The 16,564-nt window shown below is 65.4% G+C and carries 15 protein-coding genes; 6 read left to right on the forward strand and 9 right to left on the reverse strand.

The window, feature by feature from the left end; translation table 11 throughout:
- Window positions 1-115 precede the first annotated feature (115 nt).
- The 8 genes from H0264_RS01035 to H0264_RS01070 are packed head-to-tail and all read right to left on the reverse strand — an operon-like array spanning window position 116 to window position 8,652.
- A complete protein-coding gene (locus tag H0264_RS01035; protein ID WP_181582219.1) occupies window positions 116-1,288 on the reverse strand; it encodes an MlaD family protein in 1,173 nt (390 codons plus the stop codon).
- Window positions 1,285-2,397, reverse strand: coding sequence for an MCE family protein (locus tag H0264_RS01040; protein WP_231083774.1), 1,113 nt, complete (start codon window positions 2,395-2,397; stop codon window positions 1,285-1,287). The genes H0264_RS01035 and H0264_RS01040 overlap by 4 nt, the downstream gene beginning before the upstream one ends.
- Entirely contained in the window at window positions 2,394-3,491 is a 1,098-nt protein-coding gene (locus tag H0264_RS01045) for an MCE family protein (RefSeq protein ID WP_231083775.1), read from the reverse strand. Before H0264_RS01045 ends, H0264_RS01040 begins: the two co-directional genes overlap by 4 nt.
- A complete protein-coding gene (locus H0264_RS01050) occupies window positions 3,491-4,486 on the reverse strand; it encodes an MCE family protein (RefSeq protein ID WP_181582220.1) in 996 nt (331 codons plus the stop codon). The genes H0264_RS01045 and H0264_RS01050 overlap by 1 nt, the downstream gene beginning before the upstream one ends.
- A complete protein-coding gene (locus H0264_RS01055) occupies window positions 4,483-5,517 on the reverse strand; it encodes an MCE family protein (protein WP_181582221.1) in 1,035 nt (344 codons plus the stop codon). The genes H0264_RS01050 and H0264_RS01055 overlap by 4 nt, the downstream gene beginning before the upstream one ends.
- Complete coding sequence (locus H0264_RS01060) at window positions 5,514-6,953, reverse strand: MlaD family protein (RefSeq protein ID WP_181582222.1); 1,440 nt, start codon at window positions 6,951-6,953, stop codon at window positions 5,514-5,516. Before H0264_RS01060 ends, H0264_RS01055 begins: the two co-directional genes overlap by 4 nt.
- Window positions 6,954-6,965: 12 nt before the next feature.
- Window positions 6,966-7,829 carry an ABC transporter permease gene (locus H0264_RS01065; protein ID WP_181582223.1) on the reverse strand — a complete coding sequence of 288 codons (864 nt, stop codon included), beginning with the start codon at window positions 7,827-7,829 and terminating at the stop codon, window positions 6,966-6,968.
- A gap of 4 nt (window positions 7,830-7,833) precedes the next feature.
- Window positions 7,834-8,652 (reverse strand): MlaE family ABC transporter permease, encoded by an 819-nt coding sequence (locus H0264_RS01070; protein WP_181582224.1) that lies wholly within the window; start codon window positions 8,650-8,652, stop codon window positions 7,834-7,836.
- A gap of 493 nt (window positions 8,653-9,145) precedes the next feature.
- Here H0264_RS01070 and H0264_RS01075 point away from each other — a divergent pair, with 493 nt between their 5' ends.
- On the forward strand, window positions 9,146-9,811 hold the full coding sequence (locus tag H0264_RS01075) for a S1 family peptidase (protein ID WP_181582225.1): 666 nt from the start codon (window positions 9,146-9,148) through the stop codon (window positions 9,809-9,811).
- 66 nt (window positions 9,812-9,877) lie between these two features.
- Here H0264_RS01075 and lppU read toward each other — a convergent pair whose 3' ends face one another.
- On the reverse strand, window positions 9,878-10,489 hold the full coding sequence (lppU, locus tag H0264_RS01080) for an LppU family putative lipoprotein (RefSeq protein WP_231083778.1): 612 nt from the start codon (window positions 10,487-10,489) through the stop codon (window positions 9,878-9,880).
- Between the two features lie 103 nt (window positions 10,490-10,592).
- On the opposite strand from lppU, the gene H0264_RS01085 reads away from it, so the two are divergent.
- The 5 genes from H0264_RS01085 to H0264_RS01105 all read left to right on the forward strand — a co-directional run bounded on the left by H0264_RS01085 (window position 10,593) and on the right by H0264_RS01105 (window position 16,541).
- Window positions 10,593-11,945: a cytochrome P450 gene (locus H0264_RS01085; RefSeq protein ID WP_181582226.1), complete on the forward strand. Its 1,353-nt coding sequence runs from the start codon at window positions 10,593-10,595 to the stop codon at window positions 11,943-11,945.
- Between the two features lie 292 nt (window positions 11,946-12,237).
- A complete protein-coding gene (locus H0264_RS01090; RefSeq protein ID WP_420832024.1) occupies window positions 12,238-13,143 on the forward strand; it encodes a L,D-transpeptidase in 906 nt (301 codons plus the stop codon).
- Between the two features lie 260 nt (window positions 13,144-13,403).
- Complete coding sequence (locus H0264_RS01095) at window positions 13,404-14,357, forward strand: carbohydrate ABC transporter permease (protein ID WP_420832025.1); 954 nt, start codon at window positions 13,404-13,406, stop codon at window positions 14,355-14,357.
- The gene (locus H0264_RS01100) at window positions 14,357-15,193 is read left to right on the forward strand and encodes a carbohydrate ABC transporter permease (protein WP_181582229.1); all 837 of its coding nucleotides are present in this window, start codon (window positions 14,357-14,359) and stop codon (window positions 15,191-15,193) included. Before H0264_RS01095 ends, H0264_RS01100 begins: the two co-directional genes overlap by 1 nt.
- A 19-nt stretch (window positions 15,194-15,212) precedes the next feature.
- Window positions 15,213-16,541, forward strand: a complete 1,329-nt coding sequence (locus tag H0264_RS01105; protein ID WP_181582230.1) for an ABC transporter substrate-binding protein — start codon at window positions 15,213-15,215, stop codon at window positions 16,539-16,541.
- The last annotated feature ends 23 nt before the right edge of the window (window positions 16,542-16,564 follow it).

Below are 16,564 nucleotides of genomic sequence, written 5' to 3' on the forward strand. Positions count from 1 at the left end.
CCGGCGCTGCGGGCGCCGTATCGGTTCAGTCAGCGAGTATGCCGGGGCCGGCGGCAGCGCGGCGCCGCCGGTCCCGGATTTGTCTCACCGCACGGCGGTGGAGTTTGTGATCGCGTCAGCGAGCGGGCGGAAGGGTCCGCTCGTTCGGATCGGCGCCGGCGGGCGGAAGCGCGCCGTTGTTCGGAACATCGGGCCGGGGTGCGTTGCCGGAACCGCGAATCTGCTGATCCGCGGGCGGGTTCGCGCAGTAACCGGCCCACTTCGGGAACTCGTTGTCGGTGACGACCTCGTTCGCGACCTTCTTGGTGACGTAGTCGCAGAAGGGCCGCGGCCAGATGTCGACGACGGTGAAGAACTCGTTGTCGTGCGCCGGCACGCCGATGGCGGAGCTGCCGACCACCAGCGACGGGAACAGGGCCCGCAGTGCCGGGGTGCGCAGCTGCGCGGCCTTGGTGATGGCCACGAAGTTGCTTGCCAGACTGGTCATCGGGTCGGCGGTGCGGTCCAGCACCGCGCCGAGGGTGGCCATCTGTTCGGGCGCCTGCTCCAGGATCCGCTGCAGCTCGGCATTGGCATCGTTGAACTGCTGGAACAATACGCTCGAATTGCGGGTCAGCGTGGCGAGATCCGGCTGTGCCAGCGAGGTCGTCGAGTTGATGGTGCGCAGGTTGGCCAGCAGGTTGGTGGTCTGCGGCAGCAGATTGTCCAGACCCGTTGTGGCCAGGCTGATTCCGTCGATGAGCGAGCGCAGCTGGTCCTGTCCGCCGGACAGCGCCACATCCAGTTCGCTGAGGATGACGCTGAACTTGTCCGGGTCGATCTGCGCGATGAGCGCGCTGGAGTTGTCCAGCACCGACCACACCGGGGTGGGCGTCTTGACCTTGTCCTTGTCGAACTTGATCACCGAGCCGTCGCCCAGGTAGGGCGCCTGCTCGGTCTGCGGCCGGAAGTCGATGTACTGCTCGCCCGCGCCGGAGAGCGCGCCCACCGACACCAGGGTGTCGACGGGAATGCGGTACTTGGAATCGATTTCGACGGTGGCGGCCAGCGCGGCGCCGTTGTCGACGAGCTCGATGCCGGTGACCTTGCCGACGCGGTAGCCGCGCAGCGTGACGTCATTGCCGGACTGCAGACCGCCGGAACGATCCAGATTGACCGTGACCGTATAGGTTTCGCGCAGCGGGTTGACCCGCATGACGCTCACCGCCAGATAGGTCGCACCGACGACGAGCAGCATCGCCAGCGCCAGGTTCGACATCAGGTTCTTGTGGTTCTTCAGCCAGCTCATCGGTGGCCCCCCTGCACCCGGCCCTGGATGATCTGCAGCACCTGGATGAGGCTGCCCGCGAAGTCGCCGAGATCCTTGAGATCCGGGAACTTGCTGTTGGCCGGGTCGGTCAGCAAGCCGATGTCGAGCATGGAGAGCGTGGCGGCGACCGCGAGCGTATTGCCCTTGAAGGAGGCTTCCACGCCGGGCCGCACCTCGTGCAGCGCGTCCAGCGCGGGGCCAAGGTCCTGTTCGGTCTGCGCCAGCGCGCCCATCAGCTGCTTGACATTGTCGAGCAGGCTGGCCAGGTCGGCGGAGGTGGTGTCGGCGTAATCGCCCAGGGCCGCACTGGTTGTCGAGATCTTGGTGAGCAGTTCCCCGATGGCCTGGTTGTTCTCGGCGATGGCGCCGATCATGCCGGGCAGGGTGTCGGCCACCTGGCCGAGCTCACTGTGGTTGGCCTCCAGCGTGTTCGCCAGCGAGCTGAACCCGCCCAGCACGCTGTCGATGCGCTGACTGTTGTTGTTCAGCGCGGTCATGACGCTGGTGAGCTGGGTGAGCACGCTGCCCAGCTGGTCGCCGCGCCCGCCGACGATGGATTCCATCTCGGCGGTGAGCTTGGACAGGCTGGCGATGCCGCCGCCGTTGAACAGCAGCGAGATCGACAGCAGCAGTTCCTCGACGGTGGCGCCCGCCGAGGTGTGCTGCAGCGTGTCGCCGTTCTTCAGCATCTGCTGGCCCGGTTCGGCTTTCGGCTTGGACACCGCCACGAACACGTCGCCGAGCGGGGTGGCCTGGCGCAGTTCGGCGGTGCTGTTGGCCGGGAGCTCGATGTCCTTGCGGATGTCGAGGTCCACGATGGCCTGATAGTTCCTGGTCTCGATCTTGGTGACGACGCCGACGTCGGAGCCGCCGATCTTGACCTTGGCCTGGTCCGGCAGGTTCAGCGCGTTCTCGAAGACCGCGTGCACGGTGTAGGTGTCGCCGCCCGCGCCGGGTTTGGGCAGCGGCAGGCTTTCCACGGTGAGGCCACAGCCGGAGGCGCCGAGCGCGGCGGTGACGGCCAGGGCCAGCACCGCGCGCCGGGCCTTCTTGGCCTTGCGCAGATCCTTCATCAGTCGGTTGCTCATTTGCTCGTCAGCCCCAACATCGCTGCGGTCAGACCGAAATCGGGTCCGAAGTCCTCGATCTTGCCGGTGCGGCAGCCGTCCGCCCGCATCTGGATGCGGCTGCAGAACAGGCTGATCAGCTCGCCCGAGAGCGCGGTGCCGATGAGGCCGTGCAGGCGCACGAACCCGCCCTGGCGGTTGACCGACCGGTCCAGGTTCTGCATGAGCAGCGGCGCCACGTCGACGATCTCGGTCACGCCCGCGGCATTGTCGCGCAGCTGCTGGGTGACATTGGTGAGGCCGGTGAGGGTGCCGTTGAGCTGATCCTGGTACTGCGCGAACGCCCCGGAAGTATTGGCCAGGAAGGCGTTCAGCTGATCCAGGGTGGCCTGCAGACCGGGCGCCTGCTCGGCGAGCAGACCGCTCATCTGGGTGAGCTTGTCGCTGAAGCCGCGCACCGAGCTGTCGTTCTCGGCCAGCATGGTGGTGAGCTCGTTCAGCTTGATGATGATGGTCGAGACGGCGTCCTTGTTGTCGACGCCGACCTTCAGCGCGCCGGACAGCGAGTTCAGCACCTCGCGCATCTTCTCGCCGTTGCCGTTCATCATCGGGTAGAGCACGCGACCCGACAGCGGGCCGATGCCCTCCTGCCCGTCCTTGGGGCTCAGCGCGGCCGCGAAGGTGTCGATGGTCTTGATCATCGTGTCCAGCTCGACCGGGGTCTTGGTCTGCTGGGTGGTCAGGTGTGCGCCGTCCTTCAGGACGTCGCCGCCGGTGTACACGGGCGAGAGCTCGATGTGCCGGTCGGTCACGATGGACGGCGAGATGAGCGCCGCGACAACGTTTCTCGGGATCTTGATGTCGTTGTCCACGGTCATGTGAACCTCGACGTACTGCCCCTTGGGAATGATCTTGTCGACCTTGCCGACCTCGAGCCCGAGCACGGTGATCGGGTTGCCCTCGAACATGCCCGCGATATTGAGGAAGTCGGCGGTGAAGTGCTGGGTCTGACCCACCGCGTCCTTCACGCCCAGCGGCACGATGGAGCAGCTGCCCACCGCGAAGGTGACCGCACCGACCATGGCCGCCTGGGTGATTCGCTTCATCAGGCTCATTACTGGCACCCCTCAGCCACGTGCGCGAAGCACAACCAGTTGTCCGGGAACAGCCACGGGAGGGCGACCTCGCCGTAGTTTCCGTTGCCGAACGCATTGTTGAACTGCCGCAGCGACGGCGGCATGATCGACAGCAGCTTGTCCAGGTTGTCCTTGTTCTTCTGCAGGCCCTCGGCCATGGTGTTGAGCTGTTCGAGGGTCGGGCCGAACTGGCCGTCGTTCTCGGTGCCGATCTGCTGCAGCTGCAGGCTCAGCGTGGAGATGTTGTCCAGCAGCGACTTCAGCAGGCTCTGCCGCTCCATCACGCGATTGGCGATGGCCTCGCCCTGGGTGATCACCAGCAGGATGCTGTTGCGGTTGTCGCCCAGCACACGGGTGACCGTGTCCAGATCCTTGAGCAGCTGATCCACCGCGTCCTGGCGGTCGTTGATGGTCTTGGCCAGCGCGCCCATGGAGTCCAGCGCCTGCACCGTCAGCTCCGGGGTGTCACCCAGCTGCTGGTTGATCAGGTTCAGCGACTCGGCCAGCTTGACCGTGTCGAGCTGCTCGAACTTGGGCGTGCCCTCCTGCACCACATCGGCCAGGTTGTACGGAACCGAGGTGTTGGACTTGAGGATTCGGCCGCCCTTCAGCCCGGAGCCGTCACCCGGATCCAGGTCGATGAAGCGGGCGCCCAGCAGGGTCGCCATCTTGATCGAGGCGTGCGCGTCCGGGCCGAGCTTCACGCTGTCCTTGACCGACAGCGAGATCAGCACGTGGTCGTTCTCGAGCTCCATATCGGCCACGGTGCCCACCGGCACGCCGGAGACGTCCACCTTGTCGCCGACCTTGATGCCGGCGGTCTGGGCGAACTCGGCCTTGATGGTCTTCTCACCCACGCCCACCGCGCGGAACACGGTGGACGCCAGCAGCAGCGCGCAGATGATGACGACGCCCAGCACGCCGAGCCAGAAGTTGCGGTTGGAATCGAAGCGGGACTTGAGTTTCGCGATCATGGCCGGCACACCGCCGAGTGGGAGTTGCCGCCGATCTGGTTGAACAGACCGCGCGGGAAGAGGACACCGTAGAGGGAGACATCCAGGCTGCACACGTACGCGTTGGCGTAGGCGCCGTTCTGGGTGAACTTGCCGAGCGCGGCCAGAATGGCCGGCAGGTCGACGGCCGCCTGATCGAGCTTGGCGCCGTTGGCCAGCAGCAGCGTCAGCGCGTCCCGCGTACTGGCCTGGGCCAGCGACAGTTTCGGCTGGATCTGGGTGATCATCGAGACCAGCGAGCTGGTGGCGTCCGCGATCTGCACCGTGGAAGCCTGCAGCGACTGGCCCTGCTCGTACAGCCCGCCGATGAGGGCGCGGGTCTGCGTCACCAGGGTCTCCAGCTCACCGCTGCGCTTGGCCAGACCGGACATGACCGCCGACAGGTTGGTGATCACGTCGGCCAGGATGCCGTCGCGGCGCTGGAAGTCGCTGGCCACGGCCGCGGCCTGGGTGACGAAGGCGCTCAACGAGACTCCGTCGCCCTGCAACGCCTGGATGAAGGTGTTGGACAGGCTGTTCACCTGTTCCGGCTGCAGCACCTGGAACAGCGGCTGGAAACCGTTGAGCAGACCCGAGATGTCGAAGGACGGCTCGGTGCGCTCGACCGGGATGGTCTCGTTGTTCTTCATCGGCACGTGACTGCCGGTGCTCTTCTTGTCCAGCTGCAGCGCGATGTAGCGCTGTCCGATCAGGTTCTGGTAGCGCACCAGCGCCTTGGTGTCGGAGAACATCGTCTGGTTGTTCTGGACGATGAAGGTCACCACGGCATTGTTGGTGCCGTCGAGTTCGATCTTCTCCACCTTGCCGACGCGCACGCCCGCCATGCGGACGTCGTCGCCCTCTCGCAGGCCGAGCACGTCGGTGAAGACGGCCTTGTAGGTGTTGGTCGAGCCATCCACCGTGCGCGCCAAGGTGTTCCAGATGACCGCGGTCACCAGGATGGACACGATGGCGAAGAGGCTGAAGCCGATCAGCGGTTTGCGAATGCTCATCGGCCGGCACCGCTTTCGGTGACTTGCAAGGTCCCACCCTTCATGATCGAGCTCAGCAGCAGGTATTCCGCCGCGTTCGGACGCCGTCCGAGCAGCGCGACGATGGCGTCGTCGCCCTGGTAGGAGATGGCTCCGGCGGCCGGGGTCTCACCGGCCGGCTGCTGCGCCGCCGGGGCGGAGGCGCCCGGCACCGCGAGGCTCGGGAACAGGCCCTGCAGCGGGGTGCCCGCGAACGGGTTCTGCTCGGTGGCGCCGCCCGTGGTCAGGCCCGGGATGCTGATGCCCTCCGGCAGGGTCGCCGGCGGCAGTCCGGCCGCCGAGTCGACGGCCCTGGGCCGCAACGACTCCGGCAGCGTGCCCGGATCCGACTCTGCGGGCGCGGTGCCGCAGCTCGGGCCGGCCAGCTCGCCGTAGCGCGGGCAGTCCGCGACGGTGTACGGCTTGTACGGCGTGAACGTGATGCCCATGTTCCACACCATCTGCTTCTGCTCACCCCAGTGGAAGGTGGAGCCCAGCTTGCGCACCGAGTTGTTGAGGTTCGCGATGGCGATCGGAATGGCGTTGGGGTCCTCGGAGATCGCGCCGAACAGGGCGCTGGTTCCGGTGGTGACCTCCTTGCCGACATTCGGGTTGCGGGCGAACAGCGAGTTGATCTTGTCCACGGTGGCGGAGGTGCCACCGATGAGCGAGACCAGCTCGGCGCGGCGGTTGGAGATGGTCGCCGCGGTCTGCACCGACTCCGACAGCACCGTCATGAGTTCGGGCGCGGACTGATTCAGTGCGTTGAAGGAATTGGAGAAGTCGGTCAGGAACCCGTCCACATCCGGCACCGCCCCGCGCACCTCGCGCAGCCAGCGGTCCACCCGCTCCACGGTGGAGCCGGGCATGCGGCCGCTGCCGTCGAGGGCGTAGGACAGGGTGCCCAGCACCCGGCCGAACTGGATGGGGTCGATCTTGCCGAGGATGTCGCGCACCGTGGTGAGCGTGTCCTGCAGCGCGATGGTGCCCTGCGAACGGTCCTCTTCGATCTGCGAACCCTCGCGCAGGTGCGCGGAATCCGGTCCGTTGTAGACCAATTCGACGGAGGTGACGGCGAACAGGTTGGACGGCACCACGCGGGCGGTCACCGTCGCCGGGATGCCGGAGACGTACTCCGGCTTCATCTCGATGTGCACCTGCTGCAGCTCACCCTTGGCGGCCACCGACACATCCTTGACCACACCCACCAGCACGCCGCGGAACTTCACGTCCGCATTGGACGGGAGACCGTCACCGGTGGTGGTGAGATTCGCTGTGACCTTGACCTTTTCGACGAAGTACCCCTGGTACCGCGCCATCAGGAAGGCCAGGATGATCGCGAACACGGTAAGTCCGCACACGCCCGCGATCAGCAGCTGCCGCATCGTCGGGCCGCGCCCGCTCGGATCGATGATCATGCTGTGCGCCCCCTATCCCGAGATCCGGATGCCGGGGTCCACGCCCCAGATCGCCAATGTCATGAACAGGTCCGCGAACACCACCGCGATGATGCAGAGCTTGATCGCGCGACCGGCCGCGACACCCACGCCCTCCGGGCCACCCGAGGCGAAAAAGCCGTAGTAGCACTGGATGAACGTGGTGATCGCGACGAAGATGATCGCTTTCGCCAGTGAGTACAGCACATCCTGTGGCACCAGGAACTGATAGAAGTAGTGCTGGAAGGTGCCTGTCGCGGTACCGCCGATCAGGGCGATGGTCAGCGAGCAGGAGATGTAGGCCAGCGGCAGCGCGATGCAGTACAGCGGCACGATGGCGATCATGGCCGCGATCATGCGGGTGCTCACCAGGTACGGAAGCGGCCGGATGGCAACCGATTCCAGCGCGTCGATCTCCTCGGAGATGCGCATGGCGCCCAGCTGCGCGGTGAACCGGCAGCCGGCCTGCGCCGCGAAAGCCAGTGTGGCGAGCATGGGTCCGAGCTCACGAGTGGTCGCGAACGCCGAGATGGCGCCGGTGAGCGGGCTCAGGCCGAGCAGGTTCAGCGAGGTGTGGCCCTGGATGGCGACGGTCATACCGCCGAACGCCGACAGGATCAGCACCACGCCGATGGTGCCGCCGCCGACGACGAGATTGCCGTTGCCCCAGGTGACGTCGCGCAGCAGGCGCCAGACCTCATTGGGGTAGTGCTTGAACGCGGTCGGCATGCCGGCCAGCGAGCGCAGGAAGAAGAAGACCTGATGGCCGATGCGGGCGAGCCAGTCGCGAGGCGAGGTCGCGACACCCCGCAACTTCTGGAAGGGCCGCAGTACCGGCGGAACATACGTTGCTGACACGGCCTCAGACCATCTGTGGGGGGAACAGGGAGTTGTAGATCTGGGTCAGAGCCAGATTGGTGCCGAAGAGCATGACGGCCGACAGCACCACCGCGGTGTTCACCGCATTGGCGACGCCACCCGGGCCGCCCTTGGCGTTCAGTCCGGCGTCGCAGGCGATGATCGCGGCGAACAGGCCGAAGATGAGCGACTTGAGCAGCGCCACGAACAGGTCCATGGTGACCGCGAACGAGGAGAAGGTGCCGACGTAGGAGCCCGGCGTGCCGCCCTGCGCGAAGATATTGAAGATGTAGCCGGTCAGGAAGCCGACGAAAACCACGAAGCCACACAGCAATACGGACACCAGCATGGCAGCGCCGAGGCGCGGGGCGACCAGGCGGCGCATGGGGTCCACGCCCATGACCTTCATGGCGTCGATCTCCTCGCGGATGGTGCGGGAGCCGAGGTCGGCGCAGATGGCCGAGCCGACCGCGCCCGCGATCATGAGCGAGGTGACCAGGGGCGCGCCCTGCTGAATGATGCCGAGGCCGTTGGCCGCGCCGATGAAGGAGGTCGCGCCGACCTGCTGGGCGACCGAGCCGACCTGAATGGAGACGATGACGCCGATCGGAATTGCGACCAGCAGAGTAGGTGCGGCTGCCACATTCGCCATGAAGGCGCACTGGCGGATGAACTCGCCGAAGGGGAATCGCTTCCGGAAGATCGCGATGAAAAGCTCGGCGACGGCCGACACGCCCATGGCCATCATCCGGCCGCCGGTCTCCAGCGACCGCTTGGGATGATCTTGCCAGTACCCCTTGGCCCAGTCCACGGCCGTATTCATCCGTGATTCGGGTGGACTCCCCTGTCCACCCGGACTCTTGGTCAACTGCACTGACTACCCCTCTCGACGCCGGGTTACCCGCCTCCGGCGACTGTTTGCTTGACGCACCTTACTACGGAGTTAGGAAAAACACACCACGGCCATGTGGCTACCGTCATAGAGCCGGATCACTTTTGTTTTACGTTGTGAACAGCCACAAGGAGTTGGTTTACAAGCTAAAGAACCTGATAGATATCTAGAACCTGTTCTAATATCAAGTCACAGTGTCGGTAGATGTGAAGTCCTACCGAGTAACAATTAATAGGAATAAATTTATCGTAAATCCATAGCGCTTGTGCATTATTCCGATAAACCCATCCAACTAGGTAACCGTCGCGAACCCGTGCAGGACACGGCTCGGCAACACGTAGCAGTACAAGACGCGTAGCGATACGAATACTGACAGGATGAGTCCAGCACGTCGTTTCGAGCGGCTTCCGACACCTGGAGGGACATGATCAGGAAATTTGCCGGGGTGGCCGGCGCGTTCGCCGTAGCCCTGAGCACCGCGCTGCTCGGCGCGGGAGCCGCGAGCGCCGACCCCGCACCCGCTGTCATCGGCGGCGGCTCCGGAATCATCATCGACGACATGTTCGAGTGCACCGTGACCACCATCGGTCACGACGGCGCCGGACGGCTCGTCGGCCTCACCGCCGGACACTGTGGTGACCCCGGCGCCGAGGTCTACGCGGAAGCCTCCCGCGGCAGCGGCCTGATCGGAAAGTTCGTGTACTCCAATCACGATCTGGACTACGCGGTCATCCAGTTCGACCCCGCCCGGGTCGTGCCGGTCAATCGGGTCGGCAATGTGACCATCACCGGCATCGGCGGCCCGCCCAACTTCCCGATGATCGTCTGCAAGGAGGGCCGGACCACCGGCAACACCTGCGGCATCTCCTGGGGCGACGTCTTCGGCACCAATATCGAGACCTGGAGCCAGATGTGCGTGGTCGAAGGTGACTCGGGCGCACCGGTGGTCGTCGGCAGCACGCTCGTCGGCATGGTGAACGCCTACCTGGCCATCGCCTGCTTCGGCCCCGAGGTCGGCACCAATATGAGCACCATCATGGGCGACCTGAACGCCCGCGGCGGCATCGGATCCGGGTACTACCCGATCTAGACCGCGAAAGACGAAGCGCGGGGCGGGATCCGATCGGATCCCGCCCCGCGCTCGTTTAAGTCCCGGTCAGAGGCTGAACACGCAGACGACCTTGCGGCGCTCCTCGTAGACGTAGCCGCCGTCCTCACAGCCGTTGATATCGGTGGTGCCCTGCAGGATCTTCTCCACCTTCACGCCCTCGATGGTGCCGGGCGTCGTGCAGGAGATGCGCTTGGGAATCCCGTTCAGCTCCATGCACTCGCCGACGATCCAGTCGATCTCCAGGCAGATCGCGCCGGTCTCGATACCGTTGAGCGTCTCGTAGTAGACGTGGTCGGTGTCGGCCGGGCAGGAGTCGCTGTTGCGGGCCTTCGCGACCACCTTGAAATTGGAGTTCGCACTGCCGCAGGTGGCCTTGTCGATCTCGGCGTCGGTGTCGGTGCCGCCGAGGTTCACGCAGTCGCCGATGGCGGCCTGGAAGTCGGTGCGGCCGCCACCGGGTTTGGTGGTCGTGGGGGAGCCCTTGCCGGTCGGGGCCTTCGTGGTGGTGGGGGATTTGGCGGTGGTCGTGGCCGACGGGCCGCCGGAGGCGGCGACGGGCGTGCCGTCGATGGTGGAGCCACCGCACCCGGCCAGCAGCAGGGCTGCGGCGGCGATCAGTGGGGCGGCCGTGCGGGCGAACATCTGCTGACGCGACACAAGCAGTCCTAAAATTTCGGGAACGACATCGAACTTCGCCCATGCATACACGACTCGTCCGACGCCCTCGAACCGAGCACTTGGTCAACTCGTATAGGGAGGCATGAACAGCACTGAGCGACTTCGGGAACCGCGGCCCGTACTGCTGCACGCGGCGGCCGCCGGGGTCGACCTCGGTCGCTATCTGCGCTGGCGGCGGGAACGGGAGGGGGATCCGTTCCGGGTGGCGTTCCCGCGCTTCGGGTCGGCCGTCTTCACCGGGACACCCGCCGGGGCGCGCGAGCTGTTCCGGGCGCCGGTGGAACTGCTGGAGCCGCCGCTGCCCAATCCCATCGAGCCGCTGGTGGGGTCCGCCTCCTTGATACTGTCGCGCGACGGACGGCATCGGCGGGGTCGGACGCTGCTGGCGCCGGCCTTTCATCGTGGTCGAATCAGCGCGTACGGCAACATTATTCGCGATGCCGCAGTGGCGGAGATGGCGGGCGGCGGGACCGGATCACCGTGGCGCAGGGGATCTCGGGTCGATGCACGGGCGGCGGCGCGGGCGATCACGCTGCGGGTGATCCTGGCGGCGGTGCTCGGGGTGGACGATCCCATCCGGCGTAGTGAATTCACCACGGCCACCACCGAATTCCTGAACGCATTCGGCGGACATCTGATGCTCGTTCCGGCCTTGCGGCGCAGTATGTTCGGAATGTCGGGATGGGATCGGTTCGTCGACGCGCGGGACCGGATGGACGAACTCATCGACGCGGAGATCGAGCGGCGGCGGGCGGAAGTCGAGGGCGGAGAGGACATTCTCGGATTGCTGCTCGGCTCTCGATACGAAGACGGCAGCGCCATTACCGATTCCGACCTACGGGATCAATTGCGCACGCTCCTGGTGGCGGGGCACGAAACCACCGCGACCTCACTGGTGTGGGCGCTGTACCGGCTGCACCGGGAACCGGACACGCTGCGCCGCCTGCGGGCCGAACTGGACGAGGCCGGGGATGGACTCGATCCCGCGGAGCTGGTGAAGCTGCCGTACCTGGACGCGGTATGCCAGGAATCCCTGCGGTTGCATCCGCCCGTTCCGATCGTATTGCGAAGGCTCACCGGTGATTTCACCCTGCGCGGGGCGCCGCTCGTGGCGGGGGACACCATGGGCCTCGCCGTGCAGCTGCTGCACTCCGACCCGGCGGTGTGGGCGCGGCCACTGCGCTTCGAACCCGAGCGGTTTCTCGAACAGCGGTACGGCCCATTCGAATTCGCGCCGTACGGGGGCGGGCACCGGCGGTGCGTGGGCGCGGCGCTGGCCGACTACGAACTGCGTATCGTGCTCGCCACCATCGTCCGGTCGGTGGGGTTGCGGTTGTCGCCGCGGTTCGCCGGCGGGCGGGTGCCGCACACCGTGCCACACAACATTGCGACCGGTCCGCACGCCGCCATAACCTTCGATGTCATTGAAGCCTGAAGCGCCATCGGTGATTTCGATCACAACCGGGTTTGAGCCCGCATGCCGGGGTATCGCCGACGCGCGACCGACGGGCGCGGGAAACGCCGATCTGAACGGCACATACCCGCAGTGCCGGTCCACTGCCGCCCGTCCTGTGACGCATCCCACACCATCGAGTCGGTATGCATAAGTGCCAGAACGCAATTGGCATGACTCGCATTGCAATGTAGGAATGAATGCGGGGTTGGGACCTAGCGGGTGTATCTGTGCCCGCATTCTGCGTGTGAACGAGGATCGAGAGGACCAAGCTGTGCGCCATACCCGGTACCGCAAAACGGGACTGACCGTTCTCGCCGCTGTCGCGGCGACCGGAGCCGTGGTGGCAGCACCAGCACAGGCCGCACCACTATGGCCGGGCGGACCGGACGTGCCTGGCGTGCCGTCGGCCGTCATGCCGCAGCCGGCGCCGGGCGACCTGCCCACCGCGCCCGGCGCGAGCTCGCCGCTGCCGCCCGCCAACTTCGACGCGCCCAATATCAATGTGGGCGACGGCGAGGTCGTCGGCGTGGCGCAGCCCATCATCATCACCTTCAAGGAACCGATCTCCGATCACGAGACCGCCGAGAAGGCCATCCGCATCACCTCCACCAACAAGGTGAGCGGGCACTACTACTGGTTCGGCGACAAGCAGGTGCGCTGGCGGCCCGAGAGCTTCTGGCCGGCCGGGTCCAAGGTCACCGTGAAGGCGGGCGGCACCGAGGTCGGGTTCGAGATCGGTGACGAGTTCATCGCCACCGCCGACGACACCACCCACCAGATCACCGTCACCCGCAATGGCGAGGTCGTGCGGGTCATGCCCACCTCCATGGGCAAGACCGGGCACGAGACCCCCAACGGCACCTACATCGTCAGCGAGCGCAATCGCAAGATGATCATGGATTCCTCCACCTACGGTGTACCGGTGACCGCTCCCGAGGGCTACAAGCTCGAGGTCGAGTACGCCACCCGCATGTCCAACAGCGGCATCTTCGTGCACGCCGCGCCGTGGAGCGTCGCCCAGCAGGGCAAGTCGAACGCTTCGCACGGGTGCTTGAACGTGAGCACCGAGGACGCGAAGTGGTTCCAGGAGAACGTGAAGCGCGGCGACCCGGTCATCGTGCAGAACACCAAGGGCGGCACGCTGAGCACGTCCGACGGCTACGGAGATTGGAACTGACGCTCACGCTCTCTCCGAGCTCTCGAATGCCCCGCCCTTTCGGGCGGGGCATTCGGCATTCGGGGGAGTAGGGAGGCTCTCGGGAACCGGGGCAGCCCGTAGGCGGGAAATTCGTCCGCTGATTCCGGTCTCGAAAGGTACTGGGCGGCCGTACTATTCGGCGCATGTCCGCGCTACCAGCGGGTGAAGTCGATGAACAATCGGTGAAACCAGCCCGCCGACAGTTCAACGGGACGGCATCCTGGCGTTACCGGCTATTCGTGCGCAACCGTCAGGCTGCGCGGGTGCGAACGCGGCCCGAACGAGTACTGCCGCAGCCACCCGGGCGTGGCTGGCGGGGAAGACCCTGGCAGGACTATGCCCTGTTCCTGGTGCTGGTCGTACCCAATCTGATTCTGTTGTCGGTCTTCGTTTATCGGCCGTTGGTGGACAACATCCGTTTGTCCTTCTTCGACTGGAACATTTCCGACACCACCGCCACCTTCATCGGGTTCGACAACTACACCGAGTGGTGGAGCCGCGACGATTCGTGGCAAATTGTCGGCAATACGGTGATTTTCACGCTCGCCGCCGTCGTCGGGAGTATGGTGCTCGGGCTGGCGCTCGCCCTGCTGCTCGACCGGAAGCTGTTCGGGCGCAATGTGGTCCGCTCCGCGGTGTTCGCGCCGTTCGTCATCTCCGGCGCCGCCATCGGTGTGGCCTTCCAGTTCGTCTTCGACCCCGGCTTCGGTCTCGTGCAGGATCTGCTGCACAAGCTCGGCGTGGACAAGACGCCGGACTTCTACCAGGACCCGAACTGGGCGTTGTTCATGGTGACCGTCACCTACCTGTGGAAGAACCTCGGCTACACCTTCGTCATCTACCTGGCCGCGCTGCAGGGCACCCGGCAGGACCTGATGGAAGCCGCCGAAATCGACGGGGCGAGCCGGTGGACCACCTTCACGCGAGTCCTGTTGCCGCAGTTGCGTCCTACGACGTTCTTCCTGTCCATCACCGTGCTGCTCAATTCGCTGCAGGTGTTCGACATCATCTACACGATGACCCGCGGCGGGCCGCTCGGCACCGGGACCACCACCATGGTCGTGCAGGTGTATCGGGAATCCTTCGTCAACTTCCGTGCCGGATACGGGGCGACCGTCGCCACCATCATGTTCGTGGTGCTGCTGATCGTGACGCTCGTGCAGGTGCGCATCATGGATCGGGCCGACGACTGATGCGTGACAATGCCTTCTGGGCCAAGGTTTTCGGCTACGCGGCCATGGTGTGCGTGCTGATCATGGTGGGCGCTCCGCTGTTCTGGATCATCATCACGTCGTTCAAGACGCGGCCCGACATCTATGTGCAGCCGGCCGTGTACTGGCCGAAACCGTGGCATCCGCAGAACTATTCGGACGCCACCACCAAACTGCCGTTCTGGACGTTCCTGCAGAACTCGGTCATCGTCACGGCCGTCGTGTCGGCGGTGAAGTTCGTGCTCGGCGTGCTGAGCGCGTACGGACTCGTCTTCCTGCGGTTTCCGGGGAAGAACATCGTGTTCCTGGTGATCATCGCGGCGCTCATGGTGCCCAACCAGATCACCGTCATCTCCAACTACGCGCTCGTCTCCCAGCTGGGCTGGCGAAACACCCTGGTGGGCATCATCGTTCCGCTGTGCGGGGTGGCCTTCGGGACCTTCCTCATGCGCAATCACTTCCTGTCGCTGCCGAGCGAGGTCATCGAGGCCGCGCGCATGGACGGGGCCGGATGGTGGCGGCTGCTCACCCGGGTGGTGCTGCCCATGTCCGGGCCGACCATGGTGGCGTTCGCGGTGGTCACGCTGGTGAACGAATGGAACGAATACCTGTGGCCGTTCCTCATGGCCGACGGGCAGGAAGTGGCCACGCTTCCCGTGGGTTTGACGCTGCTGCAGAACACCGAGAACCCGTCGGTCACCAACTGGGGTCCGGTCATGGCCGGGACCCTGCTCACCATGCTGCCGATTCTCGTCGTCTTCCTGGCGCTGCAACGTCACATGATCAAGGGCCTCACCTCCGGTGCGGTCAAGGGGTAAGTCCCAGAAGGAGATTCACGTGTCTGACCAACGATTCCCGAACCTGTCCCGCCGCGGGTTCCTCGGGCTGGCCGGTGCGGCCGCGGCCGGGGTCGCGCTGACCGCGTGCGCGGGCACCGGTGGCGGCGGCAAGCAGGAGGGCGACGGCAAGACCATCAAGTTCTGGTCGAACCACCCTGGTACGTCCAAGGATCTGGAACTGGAGCTGATCAACCGGTTCCAGGCGAAGTACCCGGATCTGAAGGTCGAACTGGTCGACGCCGGCAAGAACTACGAGGAGGTGTCGCAGAAGTTCAATGCGGCGCTGTCCGGTGGTGAACTGCCGGATGTGGTGGTGCTGTCGGATGTCTGGTGGTTCAACTACGCCCTCGGCGGCACCATCGAACCGCTCGACAGCCACTTCGCTTCCGCCGGTGTGCAACTCGACGACTACGTGGATTCGCTGGCCGCCGACTACCTGTTCAACGGCAAGCATTACGCGCTGCCGTACGCGCGCTCGACGCAGATCTTCTACTACAACAAGGATGTGTGGTCCAAGGCCGGGCTGCCGGATCGCGGACCGAACAGCTGGGCCGAATTCGACGAGTGGGGCCCCAAGATCCAGTCCGTGGTCGGCGCGGACAAGTGGGCGCACGGCTGGGGCGACGCCAAGAACTACCTGGCCTGGACCTTCCAGGGGCCGACCTGGACCTTCGGCGGCCGCTACTCCGACCAGTGGACGCTGAAGTTCAACGACCCGGCCACCATCAGCGCCGGAAACTACCTGCGCGACAGCATCAATACCAAGAAGTACGCCAGCGTGCGCACCCAGATCGCGGTCGACATCGGCACCGGCATCGTGGCCTCCGGCATCGCCTCCACCGGTGATCTCAAGGGCATCATGAAGAACGCCGAAGGCAAGAACAGCATCGGCACCGCCTTCCTGCCGCACCCGAACGGTCCCGGCGCGACCACCGGCGGTGCGGGTCTGGCCATTCCGTCGCGAATCTCGGACCAGCGCAAGGAGAATGCGCTCAAGTTCATCGAGTTCATCACCAATGCCGCCAATACCGCGTACTTCACGCAGGGCACCGGCTACATGCCGGTCCGCAAGTCGGCGTTGAACGACCCCAGCGAACTGACCTTCCTGGCCGCGAACCCGAACTCCAAGACCGCCATCGACCAGCTGTCGCTGACCCGATCGCAGGACTACGCGCGCGTCTTCCTGCCCGGCGCGGATCAGATCATCGGCACCGGCCTGGAGCAGATCGGCCTCCAGAACCGCGATGTCACCGCCGCTTTCGGCGATGTCACCACCCAGCTGCAGGCGATCTACGACAAGCAGATCTCCCCGAAGCTGCCCAAGTAGTAACTACCTAGGAGACCCGCCAG

The sequence above is a fragment of the Nocardia huaxiensis genome (assembly GCF_013744875.1).
Taxonomy (GTDB): Bacteria; Actinomycetota; Actinomycetes; order Mycobacteriales; family Mycobacteriaceae; genus Nocardia; species Nocardia huaxiensis.